Annotated in this window: 12 protein-coding genes; 8 read left to right on the top strand and 4 right to left on the bottom strand. The window is 67.4% G+C overall.

Translation table 11 applies throughout. From position 1 onward, the window contains the following. Nucleotides 1-82 precede the first annotated feature (82 nt). Nucleotides 83-2,338 carry a S9 family peptidase gene (locus SP5_RS01480; RefSeq protein WP_439645591.1) on the bottom strand — a complete coding sequence of 752 codons (2,256 nt, stop codon included), beginning with the start codon at nt 2,336-2,338 and terminating at the stop codon, nt 83-85. Between the two features lie 237 nt (nt 2,339-2,575). Between SP5_RS01480 and SP5_RS01485 the strand changes: the two genes are divergently transcribed. The 3 genes from SP5_RS01485 to SP5_RS01495 all read left to right on the top strand — a co-directional run bounded on the left by SP5_RS01485 (nt 2,576) and on the right by SP5_RS01495 (nt 4,187). Next, complete coding sequence (locus tag SP5_RS01485; RefSeq protein ID WP_042483074.1) at nt 2,576-3,226, top strand: DUF6975 family protein; 651 nt, start codon at nt 2,576-2,578, stop codon at nt 3,224-3,226. A 114-nt stretch (nt 3,227-3,340) separates the two neighbouring features. Then, nucleotides 3,341-3,886, top strand: coding sequence for a CHAP domain-containing protein (locus tag SP5_RS01490; protein ID WP_084220518.1), 546 nt, complete (start codon nt 3,341-3,343; stop codon nt 3,884-3,886). A gap of 55 nt (nt 3,887-3,941) precedes the next feature. Then, a complete protein-coding gene (locus SP5_RS01495; RefSeq protein ID WP_042483078.1) occupies nt 3,942-4,187 on the top strand; it encodes a hypothetical protein in 246 nt (81 codons plus the stop codon). Nucleotides 4,188-4,351: 164 nt separating this feature from the next. Here SP5_RS01495 and SP5_RS01500 read toward each other — a convergent pair whose 3' ends face one another. Then, a complete protein-coding gene (locus tag SP5_RS01500) occupies nt 4,352-5,446 on the bottom strand; it encodes an anhydro-N-acetylmuramic acid kinase (protein ID WP_042483083.1) in 1,095 nt (364 codons plus the stop codon). 118 nt (nt 5,447-5,564) lie between these two features. Between SP5_RS01500 and rimO the strand changes: the two genes are divergently transcribed. Next, nucleotides 5,565-6,905: a 30S ribosomal protein S12 methylthiotransferase RimO gene (gene rimO / locus SP5_RS01505; RefSeq protein WP_042483089.1), complete on the top strand. Its 1,341-nt coding sequence runs from the start codon at nt 5,565-5,567 to the stop codon at nt 6,903-6,905. Here rimO and SP5_RS01510 read toward each other — a convergent pair. Continuing rightward, nucleotides 6,889-7,278 (bottom strand): MAPEG family protein, encoded by a 390-nt coding sequence (locus SP5_RS01510; RefSeq protein ID WP_042483091.1) that lies wholly within the window; start codon nt 7,276-7,278, stop codon nt 6,889-6,891. The genes rimO and SP5_RS01510 overlap by 17 nt on opposite strands. Nucleotides 7,279-7,647: 369 nt before the next feature. Between SP5_RS01510 and SP5_RS01515 the strand changes: the two genes are divergently transcribed. Together SP5_RS01515 and SP5_RS01520 are read left to right on the top strand one after the other, a co-directional pair. Next, a complete protein-coding gene (locus SP5_RS01515; protein ID WP_042483094.1) occupies nt 7,648-9,048 on the top strand; it encodes a serine hydrolase domain-containing protein in 1,401 nt (466 codons plus the stop codon). Then, the gene (locus tag SP5_RS01520) at nt 9,045-10,424 is read left to right on the top strand and encodes a leucyl aminopeptidase family protein (protein WP_042483096.1); all 1,380 of its coding nucleotides are present in this window, start codon (nt 9,045-9,047) and stop codon (nt 10,422-10,424) included. Before SP5_RS01515 ends, SP5_RS01520 begins: the two co-directional genes overlap by 4 nt. A gap of 111 nt (nt 10,425-10,535) precedes the next feature. Here the strand turns inward: SP5_RS01520 and tpiA are convergent, their stop codons facing one another. Next, the gene (gene tpiA, locus SP5_RS01525) at nt 10,536-11,282 is read right to left on the bottom strand and encodes a triose-phosphate isomerase (protein ID WP_042483098.1); all 747 of its coding nucleotides are present in this window, start codon (nt 11,280-11,282) and stop codon (nt 10,536-10,538) included. Nucleotides 11,283-11,417: 135 nt separating this feature from the next. Here tpiA and SP5_RS01530 point away from each other — a divergent pair, with 135 nt between their 5' ends. Beyond that, entirely contained in the window at nt 11,418-13,364 is a 1,947-nt protein-coding gene (locus SP5_RS01530) for a peptidylprolyl isomerase (protein ID WP_042483101.1), read from the top strand. Next, nucleotides 13,351-14,856: an anthranilate synthase component I gene (gene trpE / locus SP5_RS01535; RefSeq protein WP_042483104.1), complete on the top strand. Its 1,506-nt coding sequence runs from the start codon at nt 13,351-13,353 to the stop codon at nt 14,854-14,856. The genes SP5_RS01530 and trpE overlap by 14 nt, the downstream gene beginning before the upstream one ends. The last annotated feature ends 89 nt before the right edge of the window (nt 14,857-14,945 follow it).

The following is a 14,945-nucleotide window of genomic DNA, read 5'->3' on the forward strand; positions in this document are numbered from 1 at the left end:
GTGCCGCGCAGGTCGACCTTTGTGGCACGCCCCCTCCACCATGCTCCGCATGGTCCCCCTCCCCGTGCCGGGGAGGATTGGGTTACTTCGCCTTCTTATCCTTCACCGTCCGATCCAAGAAGTTCAGGATCGTATGCCACAGATGCTCGGACACGCCCGGCCCGCCGACGCGGTGGGTCTGGCCCGGATAGAGCATCATCTCGAACGGCGTATCGGTCTTCTGCATCTCGGCGGCGAAGGCCGTCGCGTTGTCGAGGAAGACGTTGTCGTCGGCCATGCCGTGGATCAGCATCAGCGGATCGCGGATCTTCGCCGCATCGGTGATCGCCTGCGACGTGGCGTAGCTTTGCGGGTCGGTACGCGGATCGCCCAGGTAGCGCTCGGTATAATGCGTATCATAGAGCTGCCAGTCGGTGACCGGCGCACCCGATACGGCCGCCGCATAGACGCCCGGCGTCTTCTCGAGCATCTTGATCGACATATAGCCGCCATAAGACCAACCATAGGTCGCGATCCGGCCTGCATCGACGAAGGGCAGTGTCTTCAGATAATTCGCTCCCGCCAGCTGATCGGCGACCTCGACCGTGCCCATCGCGTGGTAGATGGCGTCCTCGAACGCCTTGCCGCGATTATATGAGCCGCGATTGTCGATCTGGAAGAAGATCCAGCCCTGATCGACCAGATATTGCGGCAGCGCCCCCTGCCAGCCGCGCGTGACCTGCTGGCCGGTGCCGGGGCCGCCATAATGCTGGAAGAAGACGGGGTAGCGCTTGCCCGGCTCCAGCTTGGGGGTGATCATCTCCCAATAGAGCGTCGTGCCGTCATCGGCCTTGATCGTGCCGAACTTGGTCTCGCGATGGCTGGCGAGATAGGGCGCGTAAGGGTGCCCCGCGACGATCGCATTCTCGTTGATCCAGCTCAGCCGCTTGCCGGTCGTGTCGGCCAGATAGACCTGGGTCGGCTGGCTCGGGCTGGAGCGCGAGACGATGAAGCGGCTGGCCGACGAGTCCATCGTCGCGCTGTTGGTATAGCCGCGTTCGGTCAGGCGGGTGATGACGTTCGGATGGGCGATGTCGACGGCATAGAGATGCTGTTCGAGCACATCGTCCTTCAGCCCGGTGAAATACAGGCGTCCCTTCGCTTCGTCGACGCCGACCAGGTTGGTGACGACCCACGGCCCCTTGGTCAGTTGCGTCCACTGGCCGTTCGCGAAATGATAGAGATGGCCATAGCCGTCACGCTCCGAACGCCAGATCAGGCTGCCGTCCTTCATCGGGCGATAGGCGTCGGACAGGTTCAGCCAGCTGCGATCACCCGAACGCTCGGTGAAGAGGACCGTCGACTTTCCCGTCCGGGGATCGACACGCAGCATGTCGAGCGTCTTCTGGTCGCGGCTCTCGCGCTGGACCAGCATCGCCGAGCCGTCCGGGGTCCAGTCGACCCGCGCGAGATAGATGTCCGGGTTGCTGCCCAGGTCCACCTTCACCCGGCCCGATCCGTCGGCCTTCATGACATACAGGTCGACCAGCGCATTGGGCGTGCCCGCCGCCGGATAGCGCTGTTCATAGACCTTGGTGCCCGCCGCGCCGATGGCGGCACGAACCGCGACCTTGACCGGCGCGTCGTCGAACCGCTCGACCGCGATATAGCGCTCGTCGGGGCTCCACCAATAGCCGGTGAAGCGGTGCATTTCCTCCTGCGCGACGAATTCCGCCTCGCCGAAATGGACGGTGCCGCCACCCTCCGTGGTCAAGGCGCGCGCCTCGCCGCCGCCCAGCGGCATGGCCCACAAATTCTGGTCGCGCACGAAGCTGACATACCCCCCCTTGGGGCTGACGATCGGGTTCAACTCGCCGCCCGGCATGTTGGTCAGGCGACGGACCGTGCCGTCCAGCCCCGCAAGATACAAGTCGCCGTCCAGCGGCACCAGGATCGACTTGCCGTCGGGTGCCCAGTCATAGGCGACGATCCCCTTCGACCCGCCGATCCGCGCACGCTCGCGCTGCATCTTCTCGGCCTCGGACAGTTCGGCGCCCGAGCCGACCTTCTTGGAATCGACCAGCATCCGCTCTTCGCCGGTGCGGGTGTCGCGCGCCCAGAGGTCGAGCCGCTCCCGCTCGTCGGCGCGCGGGCGCAGCGAGGTCAGCAGCGTGCCGTCGGGCGACAGGCGCAGCCCGCGCGGCTGCGATCCCGACAGGTCCGGGCTGCCGAAGACGCGGTCGAGAGTTAGTTCGCCCTGCTTGGCGGGCGCATCAGCGGCCATGGCCGACGCCCTCGACCCCATGGCGATCGACGCCCCCACCGACGCCAGCGCCAGACCCAGCACCCATTTGCGCATTCATACCACTCCACACCTTGTCGTTGCCGGGTCCCGGCCCGGCCATGGCGGGCGTTATCGCGGGGGCGCCGCCATCCCGCAAGCGCGATCCCGCGAACGGCGACTCCCGAACCTGTTTCCGTAACCAAACCAACGACTAAACCCGTAACGCAGGCTTTCCGGATTTCGTAAACCCGGCATTAACGAAATCTGGTTAGGGCAAGTCGCTTGGGCGCCCGCCCCTGTATCGGAACGGACATGGCGACGAGTACCGCTTTGGAATTTCAGAATGATCGTCGCGGCGACATCCGTGCGATCCTGGCGCAATCGGGCAGCGCCGGGCATCCGCACGTCCAGGCATTGCTGATGCCGCAGGTCCTGCTGCACGACCTGACCGATGCGGTTCATGCGGTCTGTGCGGTCCATGGCAATCATCCCTGCATGATCGATTATGCCATGGCGCGCGGGATCCAGCTCGAAACGCTCCCCTGGCTGATCCGGTCGTCCGACGCCTTTGCCTTTGAGCGCGCCTTTCTCGCCAACCTGACCTCGGCGGCGGGTCCACTGCCCTCCACCCCCGGCCAGGCGCAGACCGATGCCGCGCTGACCCAGCTTCGCCACACGCTGGAAATGCTCGCCAATTCGGACCGGCGGGGCTGTGCGACCGGCGCGGTGTCCGCGCTGATCCTCGACTGGCGCTCGATCCGGCAGGTGCTGGACCACGCGGCGCGGCGCTTCGGCCTGTTGCCCGCCCCCGGCCAGATGCCCGAACCGCTATGTGACGTGGAGGATGACGAAGCGAGCATCGGCCTGCCCCGTGCGCGCGGATTCGGGGCGACCCAGCTGCTCGTCCAGCATCGCGGCCTGTGGGACCTGCTGGAGGCGCGGGCGAGCGCGCGGCGGGGCTGATGCGCTCCCCGGGGTCTTCGACTGGTCGCGCGCCCGCCTCCATCGATCTCCCTAGCGACATGTTAACCATCTTGAACAGTTGGGTATTCACGCAAATCCGATAGCTTGATCGGCATGAGAGGCATGGTGTCCAAAGCTATAGCATCGCTCTGCGCCCTGACGGTGATCCCGGCGGCCGATGCGCATTCGCTGCTCGACTATGTCGGGCAGTGCGTGCCCTTCGCACGCCAAGCCTCGGGCATCGCGATCTATGGCGATGCCTGGACTTGGTGGTCCAAGGCAGAGGGCAAATATCCGCGCGGACGCACCCCGCGCGTCGGCGCGGTCGTCGTGTTCGAGAAGACCAGCCGCCTGCCGCTCGGCCATGTCGCCGTGGTCAGCCGCGTGGTCGAGGACCGGGTACTGATGCTGACCCACGCCAACTGGTCGATCCAGAACGGCCAGCGTGGCCATGCCGAACAGGACGTGACCCTGTTCGACGTATCGCCGGGCAATGACTGGAGCCAGGTCAAGGTCTGGTTCCGCGACTCGGACGGCCTGGGCAGCTCGACCTATCCCATTTACGGCTTCATCTATGGCAAGGGCCATGCCGCGCCCGAGCTGACCAGCGACAAGCCGGATTATGTCGGCGCACTGATCGACGCCTATGTCGCGCGCTGATGGACAGATGCCGCACCGCTGACATAGACTGATCGCCTGTCACGGGAGACGATCGATGATGTTGCTCGCGCTGTTGATGCTGTCCGCCGATCCGGCAACGCCGCCTTCGACCATGCCCAGCATCGGACAGTTGCCCGAACGATGCGTGCCGAAGGAAACGCGGGTGAGCCAGTCCGCCCCCGCAACCGGTCTGCACAAGCTCAACGAAATGCCGGACGCCGAGCCGCGGTTCGCGGTGGTTCGCGACGTCGATGGCTGCCCCGTTCCGGCCATGGTCCGCACGAAAACCAAGCGGCGATAATCCATCCCTTTTTACCGACCACCATCCCGGCGAAAGCGGGGATCCAGTGGGGTCAACGCCGGTCAATCACGCCGATCGGGCCTTAACTGAACCTCGGCCTTCGCCGGGGTGGAGCGTCGGGAAAAGAGCGGCTCGCAAGCCACCTACTCCGGCAACCGAAACCGTCAGCCCGCCGAAGGCCGATGAACCACGCCGCCGGTCATCGCCGCCGGTACGCCGGTCGTGCCCGGAAAGCAGATCGCCCGCTCGCCCAAGCGTCGTACCGCCATATAGGCGAAGCCCTGCGCCTCCAGCGCGTCACCATCCCAGCCCAGCGCATCGGTCGGTTCGGGCGTCGACCCCGTTGCGGACGCGATCATCGCCAGCATCGTGGCATTGTGCCGCCCACCGCCCGCGACCAGCAATCGCCGGGGCCGCTCGGGCAGGTGATCGAGCGCCCGCGCCACGGTCTGCGCGGTAAAGGCGGTCAGCGTGGCCGCCCCATCCGCCGCCGACAGGCCCCGCGCGGGCTGGACGGTGAAGTCGTTGCGGTCGAGCGACTTGGGCGGCGCGAGGTCGAACCAGCCATTGTCCATCATCGTGTCGAGCACGGTCGGCTCGACCCGCCCGCTCGCCGCCATCTGGCCATTCGCATCATAGCGCTGGCCGGTTTCGGCCTCCATCCAGCTGTCGATCAGGCCGTTGGCGGGTCCGGTATCGAACGCGACCAGCGCGCCGTCACGGCCGATCCAGGTGATATTGGCGACACCCCCTAGATTGAGGATCGCGACCGGCTTCTCCAGATCGGCGGCCAGCGCGGCGTGATAGACCGGAATCAGCGGCGCCCCCTGCCCGCCCGCCGCGACATCGGCCGAGCGGAAGTCGGATACGGTGACGATCCCGGTCGCGTCCGCCAGCGCCTGTCCGTCGCCGATCTGCCAGGTCCAGCCGCGATCGGGGCGATGCGCGACCGTCTGGCCGTGAAAGCCGATGACATCGACCGCCGCCGCCGCGACGCCCGCATCGCGCAGCAGCTTCTGGACGACCATCGCATGGGTCCGCACGATCAGCTCGCCCGCCGCGACGATGGGCGGGCTGGCGCGCGGCCGGTCGAAGGTCAGGGCGAGCGCGGTCGCCTCGGCCAGTTCGGCGCGGGCGCTGTCGGAATAGGGTTCGGTGCGAAAGGCGATGGGCCGGACCAGCGCCTCGCCATCGGTTTCGATCAGCGCCGCGTCCACGCCGTCCAGCGACGTTCCCGACATCAATCCGATCGCCAGCATCGCGCCCCATCCTCTCGCTTCCGCGCCCATCCATGCCGGGATCGCGCGCGCCTGTCGACCGGACTTCGCGCGCCATCTGGAAAAGCGGCTCGTTTTGGCTTATGGGCGCGGGCATCCCATGGCAACCAAACTCCCTACTCCGCCGCGTGTCGGCATGGTCTCGCTCGGCTGTCCCAAGAATCTGGTCGACAGCGAACGCATCCTGACGCAGCTCCGCGCCGACGGCTATCAGATGTCGCCCGACTATGCCGGGGCCGATGTCGTGCTGGTCAACACCTGCGGCTTTCTGGACTCCGCCAAGGAGGAAAGCCTGGAGGCGATCGGCGAGGCGATCAAGGAGAATGGCCGCGTCATCGTGACCGGCTGCATGGGCAAGGAAGCCGAGGCGATCCGCACCCGCTTCCCCGATGTGCTCGCGATCACCGGCGCGCATGAATATGAACAGGTGGTGGAGGCTGTCCACGCCGCCGCGCCCGCGAACCTGTCGCCCTATATCGACCTGATCCCCGATGCCGGCCTGAAACTGACTCCGCGTCACTATAGCTATCTGAAGATTTCGGAGGGCTGCAACCATCGGTGCAGCTTCTGCATCATCCCCAGCTTGCGCGGCGATCTGGTCAGCCGCCGCCCCGACGCGATCCTGCGCGAGGCGGAGAAGCTGGTCGCGGCGGGCACGCGCGAACTGCTGGTCATCAGCCAGGACACTTCCGCCTATGGCATCGACATTCGCAAGGAACCGCGGATGTGGAAGGGGCAGGAGGTCGTGCCGCACATGACCGATCTCGCCCGGGAACTGGGCAAGATCGCGCCATGGGTACGCCTGCACTATGTCTATCCCTATCCGCATGTGGATCAGGTGATCCCGCTGATGGCGGAAGGGCTGGTACTGCCTTATCTGGACATTCCTTTCCAGCACGCCGCGCCGTCCGTCCTCAAGCGGATGAAGCGCCCCGGCAACGACGCCAAGGTGTTGCAGCGCATCCACCAGTGGCGCGACATCTGCCCCGATATCGCGATCCGCTCGACCTTCGTCGTCGGTTTCCCCGGCGAGACCGAGGAGGATTTCGAATATCTGCTCGACTGGCTGGACGAGGCCCAGCTCGACCGGGTCGGCGCCTTCCGCTTCGAGCCGGTCGAGGGCGCCGCCGCCAATGCCCTGCCCGACCACGTCCCCGAGGAGGTGAAGGAAGAGCGTTACGCGCGGATCATGGAAAAGACCGCCGCCATCTCCGCCGCCAAGCTCGCCGCGAAGGTGGGCCGCACCCTGCCCGTCATCATCGACGCGGTGGACGAGGAAGGTGGTGCGACCGGCCGGTCCCAGGCCGATGCGCCCGAGATCGACGGCGAAGTCTTCCTGCGTGATGCCGGGCATCTGTCGGTCGGCGATATCGTGCCCGTCGCCATCGAGGATGCCGACGAGCATGACCTGTACGGCGTGCCGCTTACAGGAAACGGATAAGCATCATCACGATCCCGGCCATCGACACCAGATAGGCCAGCGACCGCACATAGCGGACGCCGAGAATATATAGCGGCACATAGGCGACCCGCGCGAGGAACCACACCCACGCGCCGGTCGCCGCCACCCCGCCGCTTTGCCCGGTGACAGCGAGGCCCAAAGCGAGCGCCACGAAGACCGGCCAGGTCTCGCGAAAATTGGTCGAGGCGCGCTCGGCCCGACCCGCATAGCGCCCCAATGGCGCAGGCGTCCCGTCGCGCGGGCCTGCATTCCAGCCTATGCCCCGGTCCAGCGTCGCCAGCTGCGATTGCAGCGCGATATGAATGAACAGCAAGATGATCGACCAGCCAAGGATGGTCAGTTCGGTGGTCATTCCGTGCCTCCCACTACTACCCCGGCGAAGGCCGGAGCCTAGATGCCATGCCGCCGAGGGTGCGCCATGGCTGCTCCAACGCAAGGTATCGCAACTGGACCCCGGCCTTCGCCGGGGTGAAGCGGAAAAACCGTACCCACCCTCCGTTCAGCCTGAGCGTCGTCGAAGGCCAAGGGAATCCCTCTCCACGCGACCACCGATCAAGCGTGGCGAATGTGGAAGCGTGGCCTTCGACTTCGCTCAGGCTGAACGGAGGGGAGGAAAAGCCTATCTCCAAAGCTGTTCAGGCCGCGCGAAGTCGAAGCCCACGCTTCCACGCCCCCAACCACCCCGTTGCGCCCTCCCCGCAAACCTGCTTCCTTGGGCACCATGAGATACCCCATCCTGCTGGCGGCGATCGCGTTCATCGCCCCTGCCCCGCTGCTCGCCCAGGCCCTGACCCCGGCGGAAACCCAGAAGATCGATGCGCTGGTGACGAAGACGCTGGCCGACACCGGCGTCCCCTCCGCCTCGATCGCGGTGGTGCGCGGCGGCAGGATCGTACTTGCCAAGGCGTACGGCAAACAGTTCGAGGGCCAGACCGGCCCCGCCGACCCGAAACTCCCCTATCAGATCGCCTCGGTGTCCAAGCAGTTCACCGCCGCCGCGATCCTGCTGCTGGCGGACGAGGGCAAGCTGTCGCTCGACGACACCGTGTCGAAATACGTCCCCGGCGTCACCGACGGTGACAAGATCACCATTCGCCAGTTGCTCAGCCACACCTCGGGCCTGCGCGACTATTGGCCGCAGGATTACAGCTTCAAGGCCATGGCAACCCCGACCACGCCGCAGGGTATCGTCGACCGCTGGGCCAAGGCCCCGCTCGACTTCAAGCCCGGCACGCAATGGCAATATTCCAACACCGGCTATGTCGTGGCGGGCATGATCGTCGAGAAGGTGTCGGGCCAGCCGCTGCTCCAGTTCCTTCAGACCCATGTCTTCCAGCCGCTCGGCATTCGCGCGCTGGATCAGGACAAGGCCATCGGCCCAGGCTTCCCGCAGGGCTATCTCCGCCACGCGCTCGGCCCGGTTCGGGTCGAGAAGCCCGCCGCGCCCGGCTGGCTCTACGCGGCAGGCGAACTGTCCATGTCGGCCGAAGACCTGGCCAAATGGGATATCGCGCGGATGAACCGCACGCTGCTTCCGCCAAAGGACTGGGCCGAGCAGGAAACGCCGGTCAACCTGACCGATGGCTCCAACACCGGCTATGGCCTGGGCGTAGGGATCGCGGTCGCCGACGGGCACCGCATGATCGAGCATAGTGGCGAGGCGGTCGGCTTCCTCACCGAGAATATCGTGTATCCCGAAGACAAGGCCGCGATCGTGGTCGAGGTCAATGCCTGGTTCGCCGATGCTCAGAACCGGATCGCCAAGGGTATCACCGACATCATCCTGCCTCCGTCCAAGACGGGTGATGCAGACGCGACCGCGCTCGATCGGACCAAGGCCGTCTATGCGCAGTTGCAGGCGGGCCATCTCGACCGCGCGCTGCTGACCGAGGATGCCGCCTATTATTTCACGCCGACGACGCTGGCCGACTACCGGACCAGCCTGTCGCCCTTGGGCGCGCCGACCAAGATCGAACAGGCGGGTCGCACGCGCCTGCGCGGCGGGTTCGTCAACCGCTCCTACCGCGTGACCTATCCGGGTCGCACGCTTCGCATCAGCACCTATGCCGAGCCCGGCACCAACGGAAAGATCGAACAATTCCTCGTGAGCCCCGCCGAATGATCGACTTCGCCCCCCTGCTCCAGCCCGATCGCGGACAGCCCGCCCGGACGATCACGCTGCTGACTGCCGAAGGTTTCGCCGACTGGCTGTCGCGTCAGTCCGCCGCCACCCGCGCGCTGGCAACGGCGCAGCGTTTCGCGGCCAAGCCCGACACGCATCTGCTGCTACCCCAGGACGGCGACGTCGCGGTTGTGGCGGGCGTCGCCAAGACCGCCAGCCCCTGGTCGCTCGCCAAGCTGGCCGAGGCGTTGCCGGGGGGCCAATATCGGCTCAACGGGACCGAGGTCGGCGCCAATGCGCTGGGCTGGCTGCTCGGCCAGTATCGCTTCACCCGCTATCGCAAGGGTGACGACATCGGACCGCGCGTGCTGCTGACCCGCGACGTCGCGCATCGCGACGAAATGATCCGCCTCGCCGCCGCAACCGCGCAGGTTCGCGATCTGGTCAATACCGGCGCGGGCGACCTCGGCCCGGCCGAACTGGAGGCGGAGGCCGAAGCGCTGGCCCGCACCCATCACGCCCAGCTTATGGTGACGAGCGGCGATGCGCTGGCCCGCGACTATCCGATGATCCATGCGGTCGGCCAGGCCGCCACCCGCGAACGCGCACCCCGGCTGATCGAACTGCACTGGGGCGACCCCGCCCATCCGCGCATCGCGATCGTCGGCAAGGGCGTGTGTTTCGACACCGGCGGGCTGGATATCAAGCCCTCGGCCGGAATGCGGCTGATGAAGAAGGACATGGGCGGCGCGGCCCACGCGCTGGCGCTGGCGAGCCTGGTCATGGCGGCGCGCCTGCCGGTCCGGCTCCACCTGCTGATCCCGGCGGTCGAGAATGCGGTGTCGGCGGCGTCCTTCCGCCCCGGTGACGTACTCAAGACCCGCAAGGGCCTGACGGTCGAGAACACCAATACCGATGCCGAAGGCCGGTTGATCCTGGGCGACGCGCTGACCCGTGCGGGCGAGGAAAAGCCCGAACTGATCCTCGACTTCGCGACGCTGACCGGCGCGGCGCGCGTGGCGCTCGGCCCCGACCTGCCGCCGCTGTTCACCGATGACGAGCCGCTGGCGGCGGACCTGCTCGCAGCGGCGGCGAGCGAGGACGATCCCGTATGGCGGATGCCGCTTTGGGATGGGTATGACGACATGCTGAAGTCCGACATCGCCGACATGGTCAATGCGCCCGATGGCGGCTTTGCGGGGGCGATCACGGCGGCGCTGTTCCTGCGACGCTTCGTGCCCAAGGATACGGCCTGGGCGCATCTCGATGTCTTTGCCTGGCGGCCTTCGGGCAAGCCGGGGCGGCCCAAGGGGGGCGATGCCTATGCCCTGCGTGCGGCGTATCGGATGTTGAAGGAGCGGTATTCGGGGGCTTGAGGCAAGGTTCCAGCGTGGCCTTCGACTACGCTCAGGCTGAACGGCGGTTGGGAATTGCCCCCCACAGCCGTTCACGCTGAGCGAAGTCGAAGCGTACGCCCTGCCGCGCCCTTACAACCCCGCCGCCGCCTCGATGATCGGCACGAACTTCGCCGCGGTCAGGCTCGCCCCGCCGACCAGCGCGCCGTCGACATTCTCGACCGCCAGCAGCACGGCGGCGTTCTCGCCCGTCACCGATCCGCCGTACAGGATCCGCACCCCGTCCGCCGCATCGCCGATCAGCATCCGCAGCTTGGCGCGCGCGATGGCATGGATGCTGGCGACCTCGTCCACGGTCGGCGTCCGCCCCGTCCCGATCGCCCAGCGCGGTTCATAGGCGAGCGTGAACCAGCTGCCATCCGCATTGTCGGGCACGGACTTCTCGATCTGCGCCTGCACCACCCGCTCGGCCCGGCCCGCATTGCGTTCCGCCTCGGTCTCGCCGCAGCACAGGATGACGTTCAGCCCCTGGCGATGCGCCGCCGCCGCCTTGGCCCAGGCGTCCTGGCTGGTTTCACCCTGGTCGGCGCGGCGTTCCGAATGGCCGACGATGGTGAAGCGCGCGCCCGCTTCCTGGACCATCGCCGCCGACACGCAGCCTGTATGCGCCCCCGAATCGGCCTCATGCACGTCCTCCGCCCCGATCGCCAGACCGGGTGCCCGATCGGCGGCGGGGGCGATCAGGGTGAAGGGCACCGCAACCGCCACATCGACGTTCGGCGCGGCCTCGGCAGCGCTCGCGATGGCATCCAGCTCGGCCAGTGCCGCGCGCGAGCCGTTCATCTTCCAGTTGCCCGCCACCAGTTTGCGCCGTGCCATTTGAGGCTCCCCGATTGAGTCGCATGTTATACGTGTTCAACACCGATAGCGGATCGTGCATTTCGCACAAGCTTGATGCCGAGCGACCTCGCCCCTAAAGCGGGACACGTTTTTGTCTTTGCCGATCGGTCGTCCATGCTCAGCTTCTTCCGCCGGATCATCAATTCCAAGGCCGGCGTCGTCGTGACCTTCATCGTGCTGGGCGTGATCGCGATCGCGTTCGCGGCCGGTGACGTCACCAACATCGCAGGCATGGCGGGCGGCCTGAACGGCTCCGACGTCGCCAAGGTCGGCAGCGCGAAGGTCACCGCCAACGACCTGCGCACCGCCGCGCAGAACGAGGTCGCGGCCTATCGCCAGGAACAGCCGGGCCTCGACATGGCGCAATTCGTCGCGGCCGGCGGGTTCGAGGGCGTGCTCCAGCGCGAGATCACCGGCCTGGCGCTCGAACAGTTCGGCAAGCAGCAGGGCATGGTCGTCTCGCGCCGCCTGGTCGACGGGCAGATCGCCTCGATCCCGGCGTTTCGCGGCCCCAACGGCCAGTTCGACCCGGCGCTCTACCAGCAGCTCCTGGCCCAGCGGAAGATGACCGATGCGCAGGTCCGCACCGATATCGAGCGGTCGACCTTCGCGCAGCAGCTGACCATCCCGACCATCGGCGCGACGCAGTTCGCGACGCAGATGGCGCTGCCCTATGCTTCGCTTCTGCTCGAAAAGCGGCAGGGCGAGGTCGGCTATATCCCGACCCGCCTGGTTCCCGCCGGGGCCGCGCCGAGCGATGCCGATATCCAGACTTTCTATAATCGCAATGTCCAGCGCTACACGCTGCCGGAGCGTCGCGCGGTCCGCTATGCGGTCGTCAGCCCCGCCGCCGTCGCCGCCAAGGCGACGCCCAGCGATGCAGAGATCGCCCGCTATTACCAGACCAACCAGTCGCGCTATGCCGCGACCCAGAAGCGGGACGTGACCCAGGTCATCGTCGCCGATCAGGCGGGCGCCAATGCGCTGGCCGCCAAGGCGAAAGGCGGCACGTCGCTGGCCGAGGCCGCGCGCGCCGCCGGGCTGGAGGCCTCGGTGCAGAAGGGCGTCGACAAGGCCGCCTATACCACCCAGGCCTCGGCCGCCGTCGCCGATGCCGTGTTCGGCGCGCCGCAGGGCGGCGTGATCGGCCCGGTGCGCGGGACGCTCGGCTTCGTCGTCGCCAAGGTCGATGCGATCACCCAGGTGCCCGGCAAGTCGCTGGCCCAGGCGCGCCCCGAAATCGTCACGGAATTGACCAAGCAGAAGCAGGCCGCCGCGCTGGGTGAGATGCGCAATGCGATCGAGGACGCGCTGTCGGGCAACGCCACGTTCGACGAGGTGGTCGCCGACCGCAAGCTGCAGGCACAGGCCACGCCCGCCGTCACCGCACAGGGCGCCGCACCCGACGCACCTGCCTTCCAGCCCACGCCCGAACAGCGCGCGATGATCACCGCGGCCTTCACCGCCGAACAGGGCGACGCGCCGCAGATCGTGCCGATCGGCCAGGACGGCGGCTTCGCGGTCGTCGGCGTCGGCCAGATCCAGCGCTCCGCCCCGCGTCCGCTGGCGCAGGTGCGTGGCCAGGTGCTTGCCGACCTGACCGCCGACCGCGCGCGTACCGCCGCCCGTGCGCTCGCCAATGCCGTGCTCGCCAAGGTGAACAAGGGCATGCCGATGGCGCAGGCGCTGAAGGAAACCGGGCTGGCGGTGCCGCCGGTTCGTCCGATCACCGCCTCGCGCCGCGATCTGGCCGCCGCGCAGAACTCGCCCGCCGCCGCCCCGCTCGCGCTGCTGTTCTCGATGCCGCAGAACAAGGCCCGCACGCTGGCCGCGCCGCAGAATGAGGGCTGGTACATCATCCGCGTGACCAAGATCGAACCGGGCAACGCGACCGGCAACGACGCCGCGATCCGCGCCGCGCGCGGCGATATCGGTCGCCTGATCGGCCGCGAATATGTCTCGCAGTTCGCCCGCGCCGTTCGCGACACGGTCGTCGTCAAGACCGATCCCAAGGCGATCGCCAAGACCCGCTCGGAGCTGCTGAACAATGGGAGCAACTGAGCGCAGCGCGGCTGAACGGCTGGCCGATGGTCAGCCACAGCTGATCTGGCGTCGGCAGATCGCCGACACCGAAACGCCGGTTGCCGCCGCGCTGAAGCTGATCGAGCCGGGGCGCGGCGACTTCCTGCTCGAATCGGTCGAGGGCGGCGCGACGCGCGGGCGGTACAGCCTAATCGGTCTGGCCCCCGACCTCGTCTTCCGCGCCGATGGTCATGCCGCCGCGATCAACCGCCACTGGGCGACGAACCGCGATGCGTTCGCGCCATGCGATGCACCGACGCTCGCGGCGCTGCGTACCCTTGTCGCCGAATGCCGCGCCGAAATGCCCGAGGGGCTACCTTCGGTCCTCGCCTGTCTGGTCGGTTATTTCGGCTATGAGACGGTGGGGCTGGTCGAGGCGCTGCCCCAGCCCGAGGCCAATCCGCTCGGCCTGCCCGACATGATCTTCGTGCGGCCGACGGTCATTCTCGTCTTCGACCGGCTGGCCGACGCGCTGTATCTGGTCGCCCCCGTCTGGCCCGATGCGGCGCGCGATGCCGCCCGGATGATCGCGGACGCGGAGGAGCGGCTGGAGGCCACCGCCGCGCGCCTGGCGACCGCCACCCTGCCCGCCCCGGTTCGCGCCGAGTTGCCCGAACCCGCCTACGAACCGGCGCTTCCGCCCGGCCGCTACGCCGAGATGGTCGCGCGGGCAAAGGACTATATCGTCGCGGGCGATATCTTTCAGGTGGTGCTGGCGCAGCGTTTCTCCGCGCCCTTCACGCTGCCGCCGTTCGAGCTGTACCGCAGCCTGCGGCGGATCAACCCCTCGCCCTTCCTCTACCACCTCGACCTGCCGGGCTTTTCGCTGATCGGGTCGAGCCCGGAAATCCTGGTCCGCGTCCGCAATGACGAAGTGACGATCCGCCCGATTGCGGGTACGCGCCCCCGTGGCAAGACCCGGGCGGAGGATGCCGCCAATCGCGACAGCCTGCTCGCCGACCCCAAGGAACGCGCCGAGCATCTGATGCTGCTGGACCTGGGCCGCAACGATGTCGGCCGTGCGTCGTCGGCGGGCAGCGTACGCGTGACGGACAGCTATACGGTCGAGTTCTACAGCCACGTCATGCACATCGTGTCGAACGTCGTCGGGCATCTGGCCGATGACAAGGACGCACTCGACGCGCTGTTCGCGGGCTTCCCGGCGGGCACGGTCAGCGGCGCGCCCAAGGTCCGTGCCTGCCAGATCATCGCCGAGCTGGAGCCGGAGCGGCGCGGTCCTTATGCGGGCGGCGTCGGCTATTTCTCGCCCGACGGCTCGATGGATTCGTGCATCGTGCTGCGGACGGCGGTGGTGAAGGATGGCGCCATCCATGTCCAGGCGGGCGCTGGCATCGTCGCCGACAGCGACCCGGCCTATGAGCAGCGCGAATGCGAGGCCAAGGCGGGCGCCATGCTCGCCGCCGCGCGCGACGCGGTCGCGCGGGCCGGTGAAGGCAGTTTCGGGCAGTAGAACGAGGCTCATCGGCCGCCACCGCCCTTACAACAACCGTTTCCTCCATTCAGCCTGAGCGAAGTCGAAGGCCACGCTGAGGCTAGGGC

Source organism: Sphingomonas parapaucimobilis NBRC 15100 (assembly GCF_000787715.1).
Taxonomy (GTDB): domain Bacteria; phylum Pseudomonadota; class Alphaproteobacteria; order Sphingomonadales; family Sphingomonadaceae; genus Sphingomonas; species Sphingomonas parapaucimobilis.

Coding starts and splice junctions, on each gene's coding strand:
- SP5_RS01480 (WP_439645591.1), bottom strand. CDS start 2,338: ATGCGCAAATGGGTGCTGGGTCTGGCGCTGGCGTCGGTGGGGGCGTCG.
- SP5_RS01485 (WP_042483074.1), top strand. CDS start 2,576: ATGGCGACGAGTACCGCTTTGGAATTTCAGAATGATCGTCGCGGCGAC.
- SP5_RS01490 (WP_084220518.1), top strand. CDS start 3,341: ATGAGAGGCATGGTGTCCAAAGCTATAGCATCGCTCTGCGCCCTGACG.
- SP5_RS01495 (WP_042483078.1), top strand. CDS start 3,942: ATGATGTTGCTCGCGCTGTTGATGCTGTCCGCCGATCCGGCAACGCCG.
- SP5_RS01500 (WP_042483083.1), bottom strand. CDS start 5,446: ATGCTGGCGATCGGATTGATGTCGGGAACGTCGCTGGACGGCGTGGAC.
- rimO (WP_042483089.1), top strand. CDS start 5,565: ATGGCAACCAAACTCCCTACTCCGCCGCGTGTCGGCATGGTCTCGCTC.
- SP5_RS01510 (WP_042483091.1), bottom strand. CDS start 7,278: ATGACCACCGAACTGACCATCCTTGGCTGGTCGATCATCTTGCTGTTC.
- SP5_RS01515 (WP_042483094.1), top strand. CDS start 7,648: ATGAGATACCCCATCCTGCTGGCGGCGATCGCGTTCATCGCCCCTGCC.
- SP5_RS01520 (WP_042483096.1), top strand. CDS start 9,045: ATGATCGACTTCGCCCCCCTGCTCCAGCCCGATCGCGGACAGCCCGCC.
- tpiA (WP_042483098.1), bottom strand. CDS start 11,282: ATGGCACGGCGCAAACTGGTGGCGGGCAACTGGAAGATGAACGGCTCG.
- SP5_RS01530 (WP_042483101.1), top strand. CDS start 11,418: ATGCTCAGCTTCTTCCGCCGGATCATCAATTCCAAGGCCGGCGTCGTC.
- trpE (WP_042483104.1), top strand. CDS start 13,351: ATGGGAGCAACTGAGCGCAGCGCGGCTGAACGGCTGGCCGATGGTCAG.